Annotated in this window: 22 protein-coding genes; 7 read left to right on the top strand and 15 right to left on the bottom strand. The window is 62.4% G+C overall.

Annotated elements, in window-relative coordinates:
• Nucleotides 1–18: 18 nt before the first annotated feature.
• The 5 genes from C4J89_RS15810 to tusD are packed head-to-tail and all read right to left on the bottom strand — an operon-like array spanning nt 19 to nt 2,371.
• On the bottom strand, nt 19–1,020 hold the full coding sequence (locus C4J89_RS15810) for a glycosyl transferase family protein (RefSeq protein ID WP_124414967.1): 1,002 nt from the start codon (nt 1,018–1,020) through the stop codon (nt 19–21).
• On the bottom strand, nt 1,017–1,352 hold the full coding sequence (locus C4J89_RS15805) for a TusE/DsrC/DsvC family sulfur relay protein (protein ID WP_124414966.1): 336 nt from the start codon (nt 1,350–1,352) through the stop codon (nt 1,017–1,019). Before C4J89_RS15805 ends, C4J89_RS15810 begins: the two co-directional genes overlap by 4 nt.
• On the bottom strand, nt 1,349–1,627 hold the full coding sequence (tusB, locus tag C4J89_RS15800; RefSeq protein WP_124363275.1) for a sulfurtransferase complex subunit TusB: 279 nt from the start codon (nt 1,625–1,627) through the stop codon (nt 1,349–1,351). Before tusB ends, C4J89_RS15805 begins: the two co-directional genes overlap by 4 nt.
• On the bottom strand, nt 1,627–1,977 hold the full coding sequence (gene tusC / locus C4J89_RS15795) for a sulfurtransferase complex subunit TusC (RefSeq protein WP_124414965.1): 351 nt from the start codon (nt 1,975–1,977) through the stop codon (nt 1,627–1,629). The genes tusB and tusC overlap by 1 nt, the downstream gene beginning before the upstream one ends.
• A gap of 1 nt (nt 1,978) precedes the next feature.
• Nucleotides 1,979–2,371 carry a sulfurtransferase complex subunit TusD gene (gene tusD, locus C4J89_RS15790; protein WP_124414964.1) on the bottom strand — a complete coding sequence of 131 codons (393 nt, stop codon included), beginning with the start codon at nt 2,369–2,371 and terminating at the stop codon, nt 1,979–1,981.
• Nucleotides 2,372–2,530: 159 nt separating this feature from the next.
• On the opposite strand from tusD, the gene C4J89_RS15785 reads away from it, so the two are divergent.
• Entirely contained in the window at nt 2,531–3,706 is a 1,176-nt protein-coding gene (locus C4J89_RS15785; protein ID WP_124414963.1) for a CaiB/BaiF CoA-transferase family protein, read from the top strand.
• Between the two features lie 93 nt (nt 3,707–3,799).
• Here C4J89_RS15785 and C4J89_RS15780 read toward each other — a convergent pair whose 3' ends face one another.
• Together C4J89_RS15780 and C4J89_RS15775 are read right to left on the bottom strand one after the other, a co-directional pair.
• Complete coding sequence (locus C4J89_RS15780; protein WP_124414962.1) at nt 3,800–4,294, bottom strand: SprT family zinc-dependent metalloprotease; 495 nt, start codon at nt 4,292–4,294, stop codon at nt 3,800–3,802.
• Nucleotides 4,295–4,423: 129 nt separating this feature from the next.
• Nucleotides 4,424–5,026: a Yip1 family protein gene (locus C4J89_RS15775; protein ID WP_124367395.1), complete on the bottom strand. Its 603-nt coding sequence runs from the start codon at nt 5,024–5,026 to the stop codon at nt 4,424–4,426.
• 295 nt (nt 5,027–5,321) lie between these two features.
• Here C4J89_RS15775 and ttcA point away from each other — a divergent pair, with 295 nt between their 5' ends.
• Nucleotides 5,322–6,146, top strand: a complete 825-nt coding sequence (gene ttcA / locus C4J89_RS15770) for a tRNA 2-thiocytidine(32) synthetase TtcA (protein WP_124414961.1) — start codon at nt 5,322–5,324, stop codon at nt 6,144–6,146.
• 67 nt (nt 6,147–6,213) lie between these two features.
• Nucleotides 6,214–6,885 (top strand): DNA-3-methyladenine glycosylase I, encoded by a 672-nt coding sequence (locus C4J89_RS15765; protein WP_124363268.1) that lies wholly within the window; start codon nt 6,214–6,216, stop codon nt 6,883–6,885.
• Nucleotides 6,886–6,947: 62 nt separating this feature from the next.
• On the opposite strand, the gene C4J89_RS15760 is transcribed toward C4J89_RS15765, so the two are convergent.
• Genes C4J89_RS15760 through arsC form a run of 3 tightly spaced genes read right to left on the bottom strand, consistent with a single transcriptional unit; the run spans nt 6,948 to nt 8,303 of the window.
• The gene (locus C4J89_RS15760) at nt 6,948–7,355 is read right to left on the bottom strand and encodes a DUF2069 domain-containing protein (RefSeq protein WP_124363267.1); all 408 of its coding nucleotides are present in this window, start codon (nt 7,353–7,355) and stop codon (nt 6,948–6,950) included.
• Nucleotides 7,339–7,896 carry an NAD(P)H:quinone oxidoreductase gene (gene wrbA / locus C4J89_RS15755; protein ID WP_372238987.1) on the bottom strand — a complete coding sequence of 186 codons (558 nt, stop codon included), beginning with the start codon at nt 7,894–7,896 and terminating at the stop codon, nt 7,339–7,341. The genes C4J89_RS15760 and wrbA overlap by 17 nt, the downstream gene beginning before the upstream one ends.
• Before the next feature lie 53 nt (nt 7,897–7,949).
• Nucleotides 7,950–8,303, bottom strand: a complete 354-nt coding sequence (gene arsC, locus C4J89_RS15750) for an arsenate reductase (glutaredoxin) (protein WP_124414959.1) — start codon at nt 8,301–8,303, stop codon at nt 7,950–7,952.
• A 115-nt stretch (nt 8,304–8,418) separates the two neighbouring features.
• Here arsC and C4J89_RS15745 point away from each other — a divergent pair, with 115 nt between their 5' ends.
• Complete coding sequence (locus C4J89_RS15745) at nt 8,419–8,880, top strand: TlpA disulfide reductase family protein (RefSeq protein ID WP_124363264.1); 462 nt, start codon at nt 8,419–8,421, stop codon at nt 8,878–8,880.
• A gap of 80 nt (nt 8,881–8,960) precedes the next feature.
• On the opposite strand, the gene C4J89_RS15740 is transcribed toward C4J89_RS15745, so the two are convergent.
• The 4 genes from C4J89_RS15740 to C4J89_RS15725 form a co-directional block, all read right to left on the bottom strand.
• A complete protein-coding gene (locus tag C4J89_RS15740) occupies nt 8,961–9,362 on the bottom strand; it encodes an META domain-containing protein (RefSeq protein WP_124414958.1) in 402 nt (133 codons plus the stop codon).
• Nucleotides 9,359–9,799 carry a hypothetical protein gene (locus C4J89_RS15735; protein ID WP_124371049.1) on the bottom strand — a complete coding sequence of 147 codons (441 nt, stop codon included), beginning with the start codon at nt 9,797–9,799 and terminating at the stop codon, nt 9,359–9,361. Before C4J89_RS15735 ends, C4J89_RS15740 begins: the two co-directional genes overlap by 4 nt.
• Nucleotides 9,800–9,870: 71 nt before the next feature.
• On the bottom strand, nt 9,871–10,860 hold the full coding sequence (locus tag C4J89_RS15730; RefSeq protein WP_124414957.1) for a 2-hydroxyacid dehydrogenase: 990 nt from the start codon (nt 10,858–10,860) through the stop codon (nt 9,871–9,873).
• Nucleotides 10,861–11,019: 159 nt separating this feature from the next.
• The gene (locus tag C4J89_RS15725) at nt 11,020–13,773 is read right to left on the bottom strand and encodes a response regulator (RefSeq protein ID WP_124363260.1); all 2,754 of its coding nucleotides are present in this window, start codon (nt 13,771–13,773) and stop codon (nt 11,020–11,022) included.
• A 205-nt stretch (nt 13,774–13,978) separates the two neighbouring features.
• Here C4J89_RS15725 and C4J89_RS15720 point away from each other — a divergent pair, with 205 nt between their 5' ends.
• Nucleotides 13,979–14,707: a response regulator transcription factor gene (locus C4J89_RS15720; RefSeq protein ID WP_124414956.1), complete on the top strand. Its 729-nt coding sequence runs from the start codon at nt 13,979–13,981 to the stop codon at nt 14,705–14,707.
• Nucleotides 14,694–16,052, top strand: a complete 1,359-nt coding sequence (locus tag C4J89_RS15715; RefSeq protein ID WP_124414955.1) for a sensor histidine kinase — start codon at nt 14,694–14,696, stop codon at nt 16,050–16,052. The genes C4J89_RS15720 and C4J89_RS15715 overlap by 14 nt, the downstream gene beginning before the upstream one ends.
• A gap of 3 nt (nt 16,053–16,055) precedes the next feature.
• Here the strand turns inward: C4J89_RS15715 and C4J89_RS15710 are convergent, their stop codons facing one another.
• The gene (locus C4J89_RS15710; RefSeq protein ID WP_124363258.1) at nt 16,056–16,571 is read right to left on the bottom strand and encodes a DUF2062 domain-containing protein; all 516 of its coding nucleotides are present in this window, start codon (nt 16,569–16,571) and stop codon (nt 16,056–16,058) included.
• Nucleotides 16,572–16,706: 135 nt separating this feature from the next.
• Here C4J89_RS15710 and C4J89_RS15705 point away from each other — a divergent pair, with 135 nt between their 5' ends.
• Nucleotides 16,707–18,932 carry a DNA internalization-related competence protein ComEC/Rec2 gene (locus tag C4J89_RS15705; protein ID WP_124414954.1) on the top strand — a complete coding sequence of 742 codons (2,226 nt, stop codon included), beginning with the start codon at nt 16,707–16,709 and terminating at the stop codon, nt 18,930–18,932.
• Nucleotides 18,933–19,012 lie beyond the last annotated feature (80 nt).

The following is a 19,012-nucleotide window of genomic DNA, read 5'->3' as shown; positions in this document are numbered from 1 at the left end:
CCCGAGGTGAATGATCGACTAAATCGATCTGTCGCGCGCATCCCAATACTGCCGGGCCAGTTCAAATGCCTGCTCCCGGGTATGTCCGAGGCCGCGCAAGGCCAGGGCCATGGTCGCGATCAGCGCCAGTTGCGGGTAGCTGTCCTCGACCTCGCCACGCCACAGGGCGGTCAGGTGCTCAGGCTCCAGGCTCGCCGGTTTGACGTGGCGCTGGGCGGAGAGGGCGGGCCATTCTTCGTCCCAGCTCAGGCCACCGGTGGTGCCGTACAGGTGGCTGAGGGTGTCGGGGTTGATTTCGACTTCGCCGCCATCGCCCTTGACCACAATCACGTTGTCGCCCAGCAAGCCACTGGCATCGCGGTGCACGCCCTGGTAACCCGGATGGAAGATGCTTTGCAGGCCGCAACGGGCATTCAGCGGGTTGAGCAAGCGGGCCAGGGAGTGGATCGGCGAGCGCAGGCCCAGGGTGTTGCGCAGGTCGATCATGCGCTGCAACTGAGGCGCCCAGTCGCCCAGCGGGATAAACGCCAGGTTGCCTTGTTCATACGCCGCCTCGACCTGCTGCCAATTGCGGCACAGCGGTATCTGCAGACGCTCCAGCAGTTGCTCGGTGTACAGACGGCCCGCCGTATGCGCGCCGCCGCCATGCATGAGGATGCGCACGCCATTTTGCGCCAGGCATTTGGCCGCCAGCAGGAACCACGGCAAATGGCGCTTTTTGCCGGCGTAGGTCGGCCAATCGATATCCACATTCAGGGCGGGCGGATTCAAGCGCTCGCGCACCGCTTCGGTGAAGCCGGCGAGCTCTTCCGGGCTTTCTTCCTTGTGACGCAACAACATGAGAAAGGCGCCCAGTTGGGTGTCTTCGACTTTTTCATCGAGCAGCATGCCCATGGCTTCCCGCGCTTCCTCACGGGTGAGGTTGCGCGCGCCGCGCTTGCCCTTGCCGAGGATGCGCACGAACTGCGCAAAGGGGTGCTCGTCAGGCGTTGAGAGGGTCAGTGGGGCAAAGTCGGTCATAAGCAATTCGTCGGCCTGGGCAGGCCCGCCAGCTTGGCGGCAAGTTTGGCGGGAGTGCCGTTGAACAGTTTGTTGAGGTGCAGGCTGTTGCCCTTTTCCGGGCCGAGGTTCAAGGCGACGTACTTGATCAGCGGGCGCGTGGCCGGCGACAGCTGATATTGCGCGTAAAAGCCGCGCAGCAGTTCGAGGATTTCCCAGTGGTCCGGGGTCAGTTCCAGCGATTCTGCGGCGGCCAGGGCGTCGGCAATCTCGGCAGACCACGCGTCGAGGTCGACCAAGTAGCCGTCCTTGTCCAGTTCGAGGGTGTGTGTGCCAACGGTCAGCGTATTCATAACCAGGTGTTGACCTTGTCATAGTCGATCGACAGCTGCACGAAGCCCGGATAATCCACGCTGTCGGCCCAGTCCGGCAAAGGCAGGTTGCGCGCCTGCATGTCTTCAGCCAGCACGAACACCTTCACGCCTTTGGTGTGCAGCGCTGGGTGGCGCAGGCCGTAGGCGCCGTCGCCGCACAGCAGGATCGCATCTGCGCTGGCACAGACGCGCAGGCAGCTGTCGAGACGGCTGTCGGTAAAGGGGGAGTGGGACACCACATGTAGAGTCGACATCAGAGGGTAATCACCTGGTCGTAACGGTCAATCAGTTGGGAAATGGCGTCAGGGGCCAAAGGCTGCGCGCTGGCCGGCACACCCAGCCCGCGTTCGGCCAGGCTGTGGCTGCAGGCGAACACGTCATCGATGCCGAACAGGCCCAGGGCTTGCAGGTTGGCGCTCAAATCCTTTTGTTGCACGGCCTTGGCGTCCTGGTGCGATGCGAGCTGGAACACGCCGTCGTCCAGAAACAGCAGGCCGATCGGCAGATCGAACGCGCCACCGGCCAGCACGATATCCAGCGCTTCTCGCGCACTGGGGCCGGACCATGGTGCCTGGCGGCTGATCACCAGCACTGACTTGGCCATGTCATGAACCTCCAAAACAGATCAGGCGGTCGGCGTCCTGGATCGCGTCATGCAGTTGCCCCAGGCCCGACAGCGCCCAGGGCGCCTCCAGGTTCACCGCGCTGCGTTGATAGCGCATGGCTTCCTCGGCGTTGAGCACGCCACGGCGCAGGGCTGCAGCGATGCACACGACGCCGTCGAGCTGGTGGGCGCTGACGAACTCGCGCCATTGGCGCGCGATGTCTTGCTCGTCCTGGGGCGCAACGACGTTATTGGATGCGCTGTACACGCCATCCTGGTAAAAAAACAGCCGCACAATCTCATGCCCGCCGGCCAGGGCCGCCTGGGCGAACAACAGGGCGCGGCGCGAGGAGGGCGCGTGGGCGGCGCTGAACACTGCAATCGCGAACTTCATGGAACACTCTGCCAACAAAACGTGGGCCAATGATAAAGCCGTGGCGACGAAAAAGCCCGCCGTGATCAAAACGGTCAGGAGGGTTGATCGTTCTGACGATTGCCGTCGACGCTCAAGGCTGACTACGCTGTGAACCGTCGAATCGGAAACGGAGTTTGTATGTCAGGCCCCTTGGCGTCCCTCAAAGTGCTGGATTTTTCCACCCTGTTGCCAGGCCCATTCGCCTCACTGATGCTGGCGGACATGGGCGCCGAGGTGCTGCGCATCGAATCGCCGACGCGCATGGATCTGTTGCGCGTGTTGCCGCCCCATGATCAGGGCGCGTCAGCGAGCCATGCCTACCTCAATCGCAACAAACGCAGCCTGGCGCTGGACCTCAAGCGGGCCGAGGCGCTGCAGATCGTGTTCGAGCTGGTCAAGGGCACCGACATCCTCATCGAACAATTCCGCCCCGGCGTAATGGACCGCCTGGGCCTGGGGTATGCGGCCCTGAGCGCGATCAACCCGAGGCTGATCTACGTGTCGATCACCGGCTACGGCCAGACCGGCCCTTACAGGGATCGCGCCGGCCACGATATCAACTACCTGGCCGTGGCCGGCGTGGCCAGCCACACCGGGCGGCGCGACAGTGGGCCGTTGCCGTTGGGGGTGCAATTGGCGGATATCGGCGGCGGGTCGTTGCATGCGGTGGTGGGCTTGCTCGCGGCGGTCATCTCGCGGCAGCAGAGCGGCGTCGGCCAGTACCTGGATGTGAGCATGACCGACTGCGCGTTCAGCCTGAACGCCATGGCCGGCGCGGGTTACCTGGCCTGCGGGGTGGAACCGGCGTGGGAAAGCCATGTGCTCAATGGCGGCAGTTTTTACGATTATTACCGCACCCGTGATGGGCGTTGGATGTCGGTGGGCAGCCTGGAACCGGCCTTCATGCAGCCATTGTGCGAAGCGCTGGGGCGGCCGGAGTTGGCGCTGCACAGCCTCAAGCCTGAGCAGCAGCCGGCCCTCAAGCAGGCGCTGCAGGTGGAATTCGAAAAACGCAGCTTTGATGAAGTGTGCGCGCTGTTTGCTGGAGTGGATGCGTGCGTGGAACCGGTGTTGAACTTGAGTGAAGCGGTAGCGCATCCGCAGCTGCAGGCGCGCGCGCTGATCAGCCAGGTGCCAAGGGGCGATGGCTCGACCCAGGCGCAGATCGCCTGCCCGCTGAAGTTTTCCGAGGGCTTGCCGGCACCACGGCATATTGGCGCGGCTGTCGGTGCGCACAGTGATGAAGTGCTGGGGGAATTGGGCTTCAGTGCTCAGCGGATTGCGGATTTGCGCCAGGCCAAGGTTGTTGGGTGACTGTTCTGATGCCATCGGGGGCAAGCCCCCTCCCACATTTTGAATGTATTCACAAATCAAAGTGTGGGAGGGGGCTTGCCCCCGATGAGGCCCTCATTCCACCCGAGTTTCCCCAGTGAACACCAAGGTCTGCCGACACCGCCGACACAAATACCGCCGCCCCTGGCCCACCAGCCCATGGCGCTGCGGCGAAAACGGGAAGTCGCTGTTGGCACATGGGCACCGGTAGATATAGCGCGTCACCTGACGCCGCTTGACTTCATAGGTGTGGCAACGGTCCGGCGGCAGTTCGTAAACCCCACGCATGATCAACTGCCATTCCTCACCATGGGGCTGGATGCGCTCGCCAAACAGTTGGTGGGCGATCAGGTGCGCCACTTCGTGGGCCACGGTCTGTTTGAGGAAATGTTGGCTGTTTTCACGGTAAAGCTGAGGGTTGAAGCGCAGCATGTTTTCGTGCAAATGCGCGACACCGGCTTTCTGGCCCCGCAGCTTGAGGCTGACCTTGGGGCGTTTGAAGCTTCGTTTGAAAAAGGATTCGGCTTGCAGGAAACAATCTTCGACGCGGGTATTGAGTTGCTCGGGCATGCTGTACATATCTCCAGAGACGTCCAGTATGCCGCAAAGCAGGGTGTTTCCGAATCTGTCAGGCGCCGAATGGTCATGCATAACGCACAAAGCCACCTTGTCGGTGGCTTTGCCTGCGGTAAAAAAGGCTTAACTGGTGTAGATCGGCCCAACGCCCAAGCCCCAGACGATCACGGTAAACGCCATGATCGCCACCAGTACCACCAGTCCTACAGCCAGTACCGAGCTGGAAAACAGGAAGCCTTCATCCGGGTCGATACTCATGAAGGTCGGCAGCCCCACATACAGCAGGTATACCGTGTAGCAGATCGCCGCCGTGCCCACGACCATGCCCAGCCACATGTGCGGATAAAGCGCCGCCAGCCCGCCAATAAACAGAGGCGTCGCTGTGTAGGTGGCAAAAGCCACGCAGCGCGCCATGCTGGGGTTGGCGTCGTAGGTGCGGGCCATCCAGTGAATGAACGCGCCCATCACCGCCACGCCGCCGAGCATTGCAGCGTAGGACATCAGGGTCATCCACAGCGCGCTTTCCTGGGTCAGCATGACCGGTGCGCGGCTGCCGATGACCCAGCCGACCTGGGTGGTGCCGATAAATGCAGAGACGGCGGGAATCGCCGCGAGAACCAGGGTATGGGTGAGGTACATGTGGCTGATGCTTTCTTCTTTATCGCCACGAATTTCCCGCCATTCCTGATCGGGATGGGTAAACAGCCCCACGACGTGATGGATCATGCCAGTCACTCCTGTCGTTATTACCATCGCCCCCCAGCGGAGCGCTGCCGGCCAAATGGCCTGCAAGGTCCGGATAGTTGTGCGACCTCTAGTCGCAGTATAGGAAGTGATGTCCTGGAAAACTGTAGGGCCTTTAGAGTAAATCGCGCTGTAAACACAGGCGCTAATCGCGGCACGGTCTGTAGCGGGCAATGCATTCAAAGGGAGCAAGCCCCCTCCCCACATTGAATCCAGTGCGCTCAGGTCGCTAAAATACCCCGCTTTTCGTCACACACTTGCAGCGGATCCAAGCGCCATGGGCACTCTTACGGTCAACCAGAACAAACTGCAAAAACGCCTGCGTCGCCTGGCCGGTGAAGCGGTCGCCGACTTCAACATGATCGAGGAGGGCGACAAGGTCATGGTCTGCCTTTCCGGCGGCAAAGACAGCTATACCCTGCTCGATGTGCTGCTGCACCTGCAAAAGGTCGCGCCGATCAAGTTCGAGATCGTCGCCGTCAACATGGACCAGAAGCAGCCGGGCTTTCCCGAGCACGTACTGCCGGCCTATCTCAAGAAACTGGGCGTCGAGTACCACATCGTCGAGAAAGACACTTATTCGGTGGTCAAGCAGTTGATCCCCGAAGGCAAGACCACCTGCTCGCTGTGCTCGCGCCTGCGGCGGGGCACGCTCTATACCTTTGCCGATGAAATCGGCGCGACCAAGATGGCCCTGGGACATCATCGCGACGATATCGTCGAAACCTTCTTCCTCAACATGTTCTTCAACGGTTCGCTCAAGGCCATGCCGCCCAAGCTGCGTGCCGATGACGGGCGCAACGTGGTGATCCGCCCGCTGGCGTATTGCAACGAGAAGGACATCCAGGCGTATGCCGACTTCAAGCAATTTCCGATCATTCCGTGCAACCTGTGCGGCTCCCAGGAAAACCTGCAGCGCCAAGTGGTCAAGGACATGCTGCTGGAGTGGGAACGCAAGACGCCGGGCCGCACCGAGAGCATCTTCCGCAGCCTGCAGAATGTGATCCCGTCGCAATTGGCCGACCGCAACCTGTTCGACTTCACCAGCCTGAAAATCGATGAAACCGCCGCCTCGCGTTTCGTCAATGTAGTGAACCTCTGACGCTCTACAACGCTCTGAAAGACGGCGCTCACGGGCGCCGTTTTCATTTCACCTGCCAGGAGAGGGCATGCGCGATTACAAGTGGCTGCACGAATATTGTCTGAACCGTTTTGGTTCAGCGGCCCAGTTGGAAGCCCATCTGCCGGTACCCAAGACCCCGGCGCAATTGCGCAGGATCAGCGCTGACCGCTACCTGTCGACCCTGGCGCTGCGCGTGTTCCGTGCCGGCTTGAAGCACAGCGTAGTGGACGCCAAGTGGCCGGCGTTCGAACAGGTGTTCTTTGGCTTCGACCCGGAAAAAGTCGTGCTGATGGGCGCCGAGCATTTGGAACGCCTGATGCAGGACGCTCGCATTATCCGTCACCTGGGCAAGCTCAAGAGCGTGCCGCGCAATGCGCAGATGATCCTGGATATCACCCAGGAGAAGGGCAGCTTCGGCGCGTTTATCGCCGAGTGGCCGGTCACCGATATCGTTGGGCTATGGAAGTACCTGAGCAAGCACGGTCACCAGTTGGGCGGCCTGTCGGCACCGCGCTTTTTGCGCATGGTGGGCAAGGACACTTTTGTGCCGAGCTATGACGTGGTGGCGGCATTGAATGCGCAGAAGATCGTCGACAAGGTGCCTACCAGCCTGCGCGACCTGGCGACGGTGCAGGGCGCTTTCAACCAGTGGCATGCCGAAAGTGGGCGACCGATGTGCCAGTTGTCGATGATGCTGGCTTACACCGTCAACCATTGATCGTTCCCACGCTCTGCGTGGGAATGCTGCCCAGGACGCTCTGCGTCCCAGACCTTGCTGTATCAGACTGCCGCCAACCGCCGATTCAACTGGTGGCGCCAGCGCACATACAGCAACGCCGTACAAAACAGCGCCAGGCTCGCCACCATCTCAAGCACCCCGAACCCTTGCCGGTTCGGGTCATACGCCGCCAGCGCGCCCTTGATGAAATACAGATTCACCACAAAGCACATCCACGAATGCCCGCGTGCGCTGCCCAGGATCATGCCTGGCGCCAGCACCAGCAGCGGCACCAGTTCGATCAGCAGGATCACCCACGGACGCGCCCCGTGCAGGTCGGCGACGAACAGGTAGTACACGCACAACAAGCCCACCAGGCCAAAAAACGCCAGAAGGCTCAGTGCGCGCGCGAGCTTGACCCGCGGCTCCAGCCACGCCTGGGGCGGAAGGACCTTAGGCTGCCTGGCCACGGCCGTTCTCCAGCAGTGTGGCGGTTTTTGCCAGACGCAGGCCCAGGGCGCGGCACAGGGTGATTTCATGGGGGTCGAGCATGCGCTTGCCATCAGGCCCGGCATGGTGGCTGGCCCCATACGGCGTACCGCCGCCCTGGGTGTCGAGCAGCGCCTGCTCGCTGTAGGGCAGGCCGGTGATCAGCATGCCGTGGTGCAACAGCGGCAGCAGCATCGACATCAGCGTGGTCTCCTGGCCGCCGTGCAGGCTGGCGGTGGAGGTGAACACGCCAGCAGGTTTGCCGACCAGGGCGCCGGTGAGCCACAGGTTGCTGGTGCCATCGAGGAAGTACTTGAGCGGTGCGGCCATGTTGCCAAAGCGCGTCGGGCTGCCGAGGGCCAGACCCGAGCAGTTTTTCAGGTCATCCAGGCTGGCATACAGCGCGCCCTCGTCCGGAATACTCGGCGCCACGGCTTCGCACTCGGTGGAGATCGCCGGCACGGTGCGCAGCCGGGCTTCCATGCCGCCTTGCTCGATACCCCGGGCAATCTGCCGGGCCATTTCGCTGACCGAGCCATTGCGGCTGTAATACAACACCAGCACATAGGAGGTCGTCACGGCAGCAGCTCCAGTATGTTTTCCGGCGGACGGCCAATGACGGCTTTATCGGCGGTTTCCAGGATCGGGCGTTCCATCAGCTTGGGGTGTTCGGCGATGGCGGCGATCAACTGCGCTTCGCTGAGACCGGCGTCGGCCAGGTTGAGGCTTTTGTATTCCTCTTCGCCGCTGCGCAACAATTGGCGGGCGCTTAGGCCAAGTTTGATCAGCAGGGCTTGTAGTTGCGCCGCGTTCAGTGGGGTTTCAAGGTAGCGCACCACGGTAGGCGTGAGGCCGCGGGCTTCCAGCAGTTCAAGCGCACCGCGGGATTTCGAGCAGCGCGGGTTGTGATAAAGCGTCAGATCGGTCATGTGCGGGTCGCATCTTGCGTAAGGTGGCGGGTATTCTACCTGCGCTGCGGGCCGTCCTTAAACCGTAAGAGGCGATAGGCCGCAGCCAACGTTCATTTTTACGAAGGATTACCCCATGACTAGGCGACTGATCGGTGCATTGGCGATCATCACAACCCTGCTGCTCAGTGGCTGCGGTAACGATTACGGCGTTGACCAGTATGGCCAGAAAATACCGGCCGAACGCCTGGACAAGCAGTGGCTGGTGGTCAATTACTGGGCTGAATGGTGTGGCCCGTGTCGCACGGAAATCCCCGAGCTCAACGCCTTGGCCGAGCAACTCAAAGCGCAGAACGTGGGCGTGTTCGGGGTCAATTTCGACAATGTGCAGGGTGAGGAGCTCAAAGCCGCCAGCGACAAGCTGGGTATCAAGTTCACCGTGCTGGCGCAGAACCCGGAAGGGATCTTCGATATTCCACGCAGCGAGGCGCTGCCGGTGACCTACATTATTGATGACAAGGGCAAGGTGCGCGAACAACTGATGGGTGAGCAGACGGCGCAAGGGGTATTGGCCAAGCTCAAGGCCCTGCGCGGTTAAAGCATCAACTCAGAGCCAATGTGGGAGGGGGCAAGCCCCCTCCCACATTTGGATCCCCATTGGTTCAGCGACTGGGAATATCAGCCTTCTTCAAGCCACAGGCGGATCGGCTTGCCTTGGGCCGGCCAGAAGCGGGTCTGTTCGATCGGCGAGATGTCCCAGCGCTGTACGCCCTGCAGGGCCTGGAAGAAGCGGTGCTCCTGTTCCATTAACGCCTCGGCGCACATTTTGCGGGTGCTGCCGATCGGGCCGAAGCTGAGCTTGTCGCCTTCGAGGGTGTACGGCGCAAACCAGTGGTTGCAGCCGCCATTGCCATAGGCGCGCCCATCGGCACCGAGGGTGACGGTCAGGTGCGCGTAGTCCATCAAGGGCCGCTCGCCTATCCACTCCACCACGTAGCTGTGATCCTGCTTGAGCTTGACCGCATCGCCAGCGCAGCCACTCAGGGCCGCGCCCACGGCGGCGAGCAGCAGGCCCTTCATTGTGCGGCCCGCTGGCATTTCGGGCAGCGGTGCTGGTCGCCTTCGCTGGCCCAGCCGAGTTCTTTGATACGTGCGTTGGCGGCCGGCTGCAGCGGTTCTTTGGTCAGCTTGGTTTCCACCGCGAATTCAAACTCCAGCACACTGTCGCAGCTGTCGCAATTGACCTTCCAGGTGTGAATCTCCAACTCGCCGAATTTCGGCCCCAGGGCCATGGCGACCCATTGGCCCGCCGGGCGGATGGAGTAGCGCGCGTCACCTTCCACGGTCAGGCGCATCGACAGGGTTTTGCTGCCGCGCAGGGTGACGATCAGCACGTCGCCATGCTTGATCGAACCACCGTTGCCGGTGACTTGATAACGGCCCGGCACCAGGGCGCGGCATTCGATCAGGGTGTGTTGCGGGCTCAGCAAGCTGAAGCGGAAATCGTGTTCGGCCATGGATCCTCCAAATAGGCGCGGCATCCTATCACGGGTGCCGGCTCATCATGAGCCCGGTATGTGACCGCTGATCATCCCTCAACGAGGTTCTGCGCGCGGCCATCGGCCCACGCCGCAATATTGGCCAGCGTCGTGCCGGCAATCGCCGCCAGCGCCTCGCGGGTCAGGAAGGCCTGGTGGGCGGTGATGATCACATTGGGAAAGGTCAACAGGCGGGCGAGCACGTCGTCTTGCAGGGGCAGGTCCGAGCGGTCCTCGAAAAACAGCTGCGCCTCTTCCTCATAGACATCCAGCCCCAGGTAACCGAGTTGGCCGTTCTTGAGCGCCTCGACCAGTGCCGGCGTGTCGACCAAGCCGCCGCGACCGGTATTGATCAGCATGGCACCTGGTTGCATGTGTGCCAGGGCGCGTGTGTCGATCAGGTGTTTACTCTCGGCGGTCAGCGGACAATGCAGGCTGATGATCTGCGCCTCGGCGAGCAATTCGGGCAGGCTCACGTAGCGCGCGCCCATGGCTTGCAGCTGAGGGTTGGGGAAGGGGTCGTAGGCCAGCAACTGGCAGCCAAAACCGGCCATGATCCTGGCGAAGGTGGCGCCGATCTGCCCGGTGCCGACCACGCCGACGGTTTTGCCGACCAGATCGAAACCGGTGAGCCCGTGCAGGCTGAAATCGCCATCGCGGGTGCGGTTGTAGGCGCGGTGCAGGCGCCGGTTCAGGGCAAGGATCAATGCCACGGCATGTTCGGCCACGGCGTGGGGCGAGTAGGCCGGTACGCGCACCACGCTCAGGCCCAGGCGCTTGGCGGCGTGCAGGTCAACATGGTTGTAGCCGGCCGAGCGCAACGCAATCAGGCGCGTACCGCCACTGGCCAGTTGCTCGAGCACCGGGGCGCTGAGATCATCGTTGATAAACGCGCAGACCACCTCGTGCCGTTCGGCCAGGGCGACGGTGTCGAGGTTGAGGCGGGCGGGTTGGAATTGCAGCTCGATGCCCTGAGGGCGCGGCTCACCGAGAAAACTCTCGCGGTCGTAGGCCTGGCTGCTGAAAAGAATCACGCGCATTAAAAGGCTCCCTGCAATTTATGAATTGAAATGCGAGCTGAATGTGGGAGGGGGCTTGCCCCCGATAGCGGTGTATCAGTGACAGATATTTCGACTGACACATCGCCATCGGGGGCAAGCCCCCTCCCACATTTGATTGGTGTCGTCCATGAAATCGTGTCAGGCGCTGACCCGCGCTTCACTGGCCAGCCGCGCAATCGCCATGTCCAGTTCATCCAGCGCGGCCATGGCCTTGGCGTCGTCCTGCTTGAGCAGGGTTTCGGCGCGTTGGCAGGCCGCGCGCAATTGCGGCACGCCGCAGTAGCGGGTGGCGCCATGCAGGCGGTGGACGCGCTCGATCAGGGCGTGGTTGTCATTGGCTTCACGGGCGACCGTAATCGCCAGGCGATCAGCTTCCAGGGAGGCCAGGAGCATGGCGAGCATGTCGGCCGCCAGGTCCGCCTTGTTAGCCGCCAGGCGCAGGCCTTCCTCATGGTCCAGCACCAGCAGTTGCACGCCTGGGCCAAGGCCTTCGGGGAGGCGCTCGGGCCCCTGGTTGCGCAGGGCCAGGCCGGTCCATTTCAGCACCACCTGGGCCAGCTGCCGCTCGCTGATGGGCTTGGTCAGGTAATCGTCCATGCCGCTTTGCAGAAGGGCACGTTTTTCGTTGGCCATGGCATGGGCGGTGAGGGCGACCACCGGCAGCGGCGTGCCATGGCGTTCGCTTTCCCATTGGCGAATCGCTTCGGTACTCTGGCGCCCGTCCATGCCGGGCATCTGCACGTCCATCAGCACCAGGTCGAACGTTTCCTGCTTCACGGCGTCAATGGCCGCGAAGCCGCTTTCCACGGCATGGACCTTGGCGCCCATGTCTTCGAGCAGGGTTTGCACCAGTAACAGGTTCGCCGGGTTATCGTCCACGCACAGCACCCGCGGCGCACGGCTGGACAACGGCTCACCCGGCTCGCTGCGCGAGGGGCGCGGGCTGATCAGGTCGGCCAGTGAGCGGCGCAGCTTGCGCGTACAGGCTGGCTTGGCCTGCAACTGGCTGTTGGGGTTGGGCACCGATTGGTTGAACAACATTTGCTCGGTGGTCGGGCACAGCACCAGCACCTTGCAGCCCAGGTGTTCGAGGTCCCACAAGTGCTGGTTGAGGCGCTCGGGCGGGATGTCATTGGCGGTGACGCCGAGCACCGCCAAGTTGATCGCCTGTTCGGTCTGATGGGCGCTGGTAATGCCGTTGGTCAGGCTTTCCAGGGTATTGAACAGCGTGACTTCCAGGCCGCAGTCTTCCAACTGGTGTTGCAAGGCCTGGCGCGCCAGCTCGTGGTTCTCCAGCACGGCCACGCGGCGACCGAGCAGCGGCGCGCTGGGCAGGTCTTCGATGTCGTCGCGGGTCTTGGGCAAGTTCAGGCTGATCCAGAACTCCGAGCCTTCGCCCGGTGTGCTGTCGACGCCGATTTCGCCGCCCATCTGTTCGATCAGGCGCTTGGAAATCACCAGGCCCAAGCCGGTGCCACCTGGCTGGCGCGACAGCGAATTGTCCGCCTGGCTGAAGGCCTGGAACAGTGCGCGCACGTCCTGGTTGGATAGGCCGATGCCGGTGTCCTGCACGCTGATGCGCAGTTGTACGCTGTCTTCCTGCTCATCCTCGATCATCGCCCGGGCCACGATGGTGCCTTCGCGGGTGAACTTGATCGCGTTGCTGATCAGGTTGGTCAGGATCTGCTTGAGGCGCAGTGGGTCGCCCACCAGCGCCAGCGGCGTGTCGCGGTAGACCAGGCTGACCAGTTCGAGCTGTTTGGCGTGGGCGGCCGGGGCGAGGATGGTCAGGGTGTCCTGCAGCAGGTCGCGCAGGTTGAAGGGCACGCTGTCGAGCACCAGCTTGCCGGCCTCGATCTTCGAGAAGTCGAGAATCTCGTTGATGATGCCCAACAGGTTGTCGGCGGACTTTTCGATGGTGCCCAGGTAATCCAGCTGACGTGGCGACAGCTCGCTTTTTTGCAGCAGGTGGGTGAAGCCGAGGATGCCGTTGAGCGGCGTGCGGATTTCATGGCTCATATTGGCCAGGAATTCCGATTTGATCCGGCTGGCTTCCAGGGCTTCCTTGCGGGCCAGGTCCAGCTCGATGTTCTGGATCTCGATGGTTTCCAGGTTCTGGCGCACGTCTTCGGTGGCCTGGTCGATGCTGTGTTGCAGTTCTTCCTGGGCGTTTTGCAGGGTTTCGGCCATGCGGTTGATGCCCGACGCCAACTGATCCAGCTCCTGGCTGCCCAAGGGCGGCAGGCGGGTTTCCAGGTTGCCGTCTTTAAGCTGGGCCACGGCTTGTTTGATCAGGCCGATCGGCGAATTGATGGTGCGGCTGATGCGCAGGGCCAGTGCCGCAGTGCAGATCAAGCCGATGGCGATCAGCAGCAGGCTGGCGAACAGGCTGCGATAACCGCGCAGCAACATGCCGTTGTGGGACAGTTCCACCTCGACCCAGCCCAACAGGCGGTCGGACTCATCCGGAATCAGCTCGCCGGCGAGGTTGCGATGGCGGCCAAACACTGGCATCAGGTAACGGGTGGCATCGTTGCCGGTACGCTGCAGCAGGTGCGAACTGTTGCCAGTGGGCGGTTGATTGAGCATGGTCGGGCCGGCATGGGCCAGGGAGGAGCGGTCCGGCGCCAGGAACGACACCGCGCGCACGTCCGGTTGTTCCAGGGATTGGGTCGCTATGCGCTCCAGCAGGTCGGTGTTCTTGCTGCTCAGGGCGGGCGCGACCAGCGGCGCCAACTGCTCGGCGATCATCTCACCGCGTTGCAGCAATTGAGTTTGCAGCTCGGAGAGCTGCATCCAGGTGAAATAACCCCCCAACAGCAGCGCCATCAGGCTGGTCGGCAATAACGTCAGCAACAGTACGCGGCCTTTTATCCCCATTCTTCTAAGCACGCCACTCTCCTGCTACCACATTGATATCAATCTTCCGCACGGGCGTCCGGCCCGCGCTACCTGCGCAGTGTAGCCATTTGCGCCGCCAGGAATCTCGTAAATTAATGACACAACGCAATCTTCGGGCCATTCGGTAGCGGCCTGTGATTGCCTGTAACACTTTAATCTTGAATAATCAGTCATTGAGAATGACTTGCAGACGCTAATGAATCCCGCAGCCGTTGGCCTACCCAGTATCCTGACCATCGAGGATGACCCCGTGCTGGGCGCCTACGTCCATGAACATCTGGGCCGCTGTGGCTTCGAGGTAACCTGGTGCCGCAATGGCCAGCAAGGCCTGCAACTGGCCCGCGACCAAGCATTCGACCTGGTGCTGATGGACGTTCTGCTGCCAGGGCTGGACGGGCTGTCAGTCCTTACGCATCTGCGCCAGAGTCATGCCATACCGGTGATCCTGATGTCGGCCCTGGGCGCCGAAGCCGACCGTGTCAGCGGCTTTCGCCTGGGCGCCGACGATTACCTGCCCAAGCCGTTCAGCATGATCGAGCTGCGGGTGCGCATCGAAGCCATCCTGCGCCGGGTGGCCCTGGAGCGTCGCCCCCCGCCGGGCCTTGCGCCCCTGCGCGATGATGCGCAGGTCCTGCGGTTTGACGAGGGGCTGTGCGATGTCGTCTACCACACGCACTGGGCCGGCCTGACGCGCAGCGAGTACCGCCTGCTGGAAACCTTGCACCGCAACGCCGAAGAGGTACTCAGCAAAGCCTTCCTTTACCAGCACGTGCTGCAGCGCGGCTATGCCCCACACGATCGCAGTCTCGACATGCATGTGAGCCAGATTCGCCGCAAGCTCAAGGCGATCGGCTACACCGAGCGCGAAGTGCGCACGGTGTGGGGCAAGGGTTATGTGTTGAGCGGTCACGATGAAGGGCTTTGAGCGGTGGCCGGGCAGGCATTCGCTGTTCTGGAAGCTGGCGTGCCTGCTGATCGCGTTTTGTTTGCTGATGATCTGGCTCAGTTGGTCCTGGGGCCGCTACATGGAACAGCAAAGTGCCTACCTCACTGACGAAGCCCGCGACACGCTCCGCGGCTATGCAGCCGGCGCCGAGTTGGCCTGGAGTACCCAGGGCAGTGCCGGTGTGGATGCGTGGTTGCAGCATATGGGCGAGCGTGAAACCACTTGGCTGGGCATCATCGGCAATGACTTGCAATCACTTGGCAGCGCACCGTTGAGCGACAAGCAAAGCCAGCGCCTGACCTTCTTGCGCGGATTGGACTGGCCGGTGAGCCGCCATGCCAAAGGCTTGCCCTGGTTGAAAATCGCCTTCCCGGTCGATCCCGACGCGGGGTCACTGGTGATCGAGTTGCCCAAGCGCTTTATGCCAGGGCGTTATCAACTGTTCTGGCGGGTCATCACCAACGGCCTGATTCCCGGGTTGTTTACCTTATTGCTGTGTATCGGCCTGTATCGATTGCTGATCATGCCCCTCAATCAATTGCGTGCGCAGGCCAATGCCTGGCGTGCGGACCAATTGACTGCGCGGATGTCCGGTGACGCGACCAGCCGCCAGGACGAGTTGGGTGAACTGGGGCGCGCCTTCGACCAGATGTCCGAACGCTTGCAGGGCACGGTGCAGTTGCAGCAACAGCTGCTGCGCGACATGTCCCATGAGTTGCGCACGCCCCTGAGCCGCTTGCGCGTGGCCTGCGACAGCGAGCAGGACCTGGCGCGGTTGCGTGAACGCCTGAGCCGGGAGATCGACGCCATGCAGCGCCTGGTGGAAGACAGCCTGCAACTGGCCTGGCTCGACAGCGACCGGGCGCCACTGCCCCAGGAGGACATTCAATTGCCCGCGCTGTGGGACATGCTGCGGGAAAACGCTTGTTTCGAAAGCCATTGGCCGGCATCGCGTTTACCCTGCCTGTTGCCGGCTGAGTGCTGGGTGCGCGGCAATCTCAATGCACTGGCCCAGGCCCTGGAAAACATCCTGCGTAACGCAATACGCCACTCCCCAGGCCAAGGCCGGGTGACATTGGACGGCACGCGCGAAGGCGAGTACTGGCATGTGTGGCTGGAGGATCAGGGGGGCGGCATCGATGAGGCCGACCTGGAGCGTATCTTCGCGCCCTTTATCCGGTTGGACGGTTCCCGGCCCGGTGACGGCGGCTTCGGCCTGGGCTTGAGCATTGCGCGCAACGCGGTGCAGCGCCAGGGCGGGCGTATCTGGGCGCAAAATACCGGGCAGGGCCTGCGTATACACCTGCGCTTGCCTGCCCGTTAGCCATCAGCGGCGGCGCAGTTTGCGTTTCTTCCACTGGTGCGCGACCCACCAGCGCCAATAGCCCATGGTCAGGCAATAGGCCAATGCGCCCAACACCAACCCGGATACCACCGAGCCCAGCAGGAATGGTTGCCACATTGTGCTCAATTCGCCGCTGATCCATTCCCAGGTGAGGTTATCGGGGAGGCTGCGTGGCGGCACATTCATCAACCAGGCACCGGTCATATAGGTGCAGACAAACACCACCGGCATCGTGATCGGGTTGGTCAGCCACACCAGGCTGACGGCAATCGGCATGTTGCCGCGCACCACGATCGCCAGGATTGCGGCCAGCAGCATTTGCAAGGGAATGGGGATAAACGCAGCAAACAGACCCACGGCCATCGCACGGGCCACCGAGTGCCGGTTGAGGTGCCAGAGGTTCGGGTCATGCAGCAGGGTGCCAAGAAACTGTAATGACTTGTGTTCCCTGATACTGCTGGGGTCGGGCATGTACCGTTTGAATAAGCGCCGGGGCATAAGGGGTCCAGGTCAGTTCGAGGGGCAAGTATGCGCGTATTCTATAAACAGAAAATTCAGACTTTGTGACAAAACATCAAAGGCACCATCGGGAACCCCGGCTAAGACTGAGTGAATCATTTAAAGGAATGACTCATGAGGACAGGGATGTTCGCGCTTGCGCTGGGGCTGCTGACCCTGCGTTTTCTACCGGTGTTGCCGCCCATCGGATGGCTGTTGGCCATGCTGGTGCTGGCATTGATGTTATTGCCGTTTCGTACCTATCCGCTGGCGTTTTTCCTGCTGGGCTTGAGCTGGGCGTGCATCAGCGCGCAGTGGGCACTGGATGATCGATTGCGACCAGCACTGGACGGCGAAACACGATGGGTGGAAGGGCGCGTGGTCGGCTTGCCCCAGCAGACCGACACCGGCGTGCGTTTTGATCTGGCCGACAGCCGGTCGCGCAAAGCTCGGCTACCCAAGCGCATCCGGGTGTCCTGGCACGGTGGGCCGCCGGTGCGCAGTGGAGAACGCTGGCGCCTGGCTGTCACCCTCAAGCGGCCGTCCGGCCTGCTCAATTTTCACGGTTTCGACCACGAGGCCTGGCTGCTGGCGCAACGCATCGGCGCCACGGGTTCGGTAAAAGACGGTCAGCGCCTGACTCCGGCCCGCAACGCCCTGCGCGACAGCCTGCGCCAGCGCCTGCTGGCTGCGGATGCGCAAACCCATGAAGCCGCCGTGGCGGCGTTGGTGCTAGGTGACGGTTCCGGGCTGCGCGCGGAGCAATGGCAGGTGTTGCAAGACACCGGCACCGTGCACCTGTTGGTCATTTCCGGCCAACACATTGGCTTGTTGGCCGGGCTGATCTACGCACTGGTGGCCGGGATGGCGCGTTACGGTTGCTGGCCACGCAACCTGCCATGGCTGCCGTGGGCCTGCGGCCTGGCCTTTATGGCAGCGCTAGGTTATGGCCTGCTGGCAGGTTTCGGCGTGCCGGTGCAGCGGGCCTGCGTGATGGTGGGCCTGGTATTGCTATGGCGGCTGCGCTTTCGGCATTTGGGCGTGTGGTGGCCGTTGCTGCTGGCCTTCAACGCTGTGCTGCTGCTTGAGCCTCTGGCCAGTTTGCAACCGGGTTTCTGGTTGTCCTTTGCGGCGGTTGCGATCCTGGTGCTGACGTTCGGCGGGCGGCTGGGGCCCTGGAGTGTCTGGCAGGCCTGGACGCGTCCACAGTGGTTGATTGCTATCGGTTTGTTTCCGGTCCTGTTGGTGCTGAGTTTACCCATCAGCCTCACCGCGCCTGTGGCCAATTTATTCGCCGTGCCGTGGATCAGTCTGGTGGTGTTGCCATTGGCGTTGCTGGGCACGGCGCTGCTGTGGCTGCCGTTGGCCGGTGACGGTTTGCTCTGGTTGGCCGGCGGAGCGCTGGAGGGATGGTTCAAGGGGCTGACCCTGCTGGCCGGGCAGTTGCCGGCCTGGACGCCGGCCGAGGTGCCGCTGGTTTATTGGCTGGTCAGCCTGGCGGGCGCGGTGTTATTGCTGCTGCCCAAGGGCGTGCCATTTCGGTTGCTGGGCTGGCCCATGCTGCTGTTGGCGGTGTTTCCACCCAAGGAATCGGTACCCCATGGGCAGGTGACGGTGGTGCAACTGGATGTCGGCCAGGGGCAGGCTGTGATCTTGCGCACCCGCAACCATGCCTTGCTTTACGATGCGGGGCCGCGTTCGGGGGCGGTCGACCTGGGCGCGCGCGTGGTTCTGCCGTCGTTGAAAAAGTTCGGAGTAGAGCGGTTGGACATGCTGCTATTGAGCCATGCCGACGCCGATCATGCCGGTGGCGCTGCAGCTGTCGCCCGTGGGCTGCCCATCCGGCGCGTGGTTGGCGGTGAAACCGAAGGGTTGCCGGCGTTTCTGGGGACCGAGCCTTGTGTCAGTGGCGAACGATGGGAGTGGGATGGTGTGTCGTTCGTGTTATGGCAGTGGTCTGACGCCCTCGGTGGCAACGCCAAATCCTGTGTATTGCAGGTGCAGGCCAGCGGTGAGCGGCTGCTGCTCACCGGAGATATCGACCGTGCGGCGGAGCGCGCACTGCTTGACACACCATTGGCGGTGCCCACTGACTGGTTGCAAGCGCCCCATCATGGTAGCCGCAGCTCGTCATCCAGGCCCTTTGTGCAACGGCTTGCGCCTGGATCGGTGCTGATCTCCAGAGGCCGGGGCAATGCCTTTGGTCATCCTCATTCGCAGGTGGTGGAACGCTATCGGGCCCTGGGCAGCCGGTTATACGACAGCGCCGAGCAAGGTGCCGTGCGTCTTCAGTTGGGCGCGTTCCAACCCGCTGTTGTTGCGCGCAGTCAACGCCGGTTCTGGCGCGAACCGTTACCGTAATCCGGCGTTACCAAACACCGCGGGCTGCGACAGTCCGGTCTGCGGCCAACGAACCCCGCTGCCGAACCTATATGATAAAG

The organism is Pseudomonas sp. R4-35-07, assembly GCF_003852235.1.
Lineage (GTDB): Bacteria > Pseudomonadota > Gammaproteobacteria > Pseudomonadales > Pseudomonadaceae > Aquipseudomonas.
Note: the sequence above shows the minus strand (reverse complement) of the source record. Positions and strands in the feature narration are given on the sequence as shown.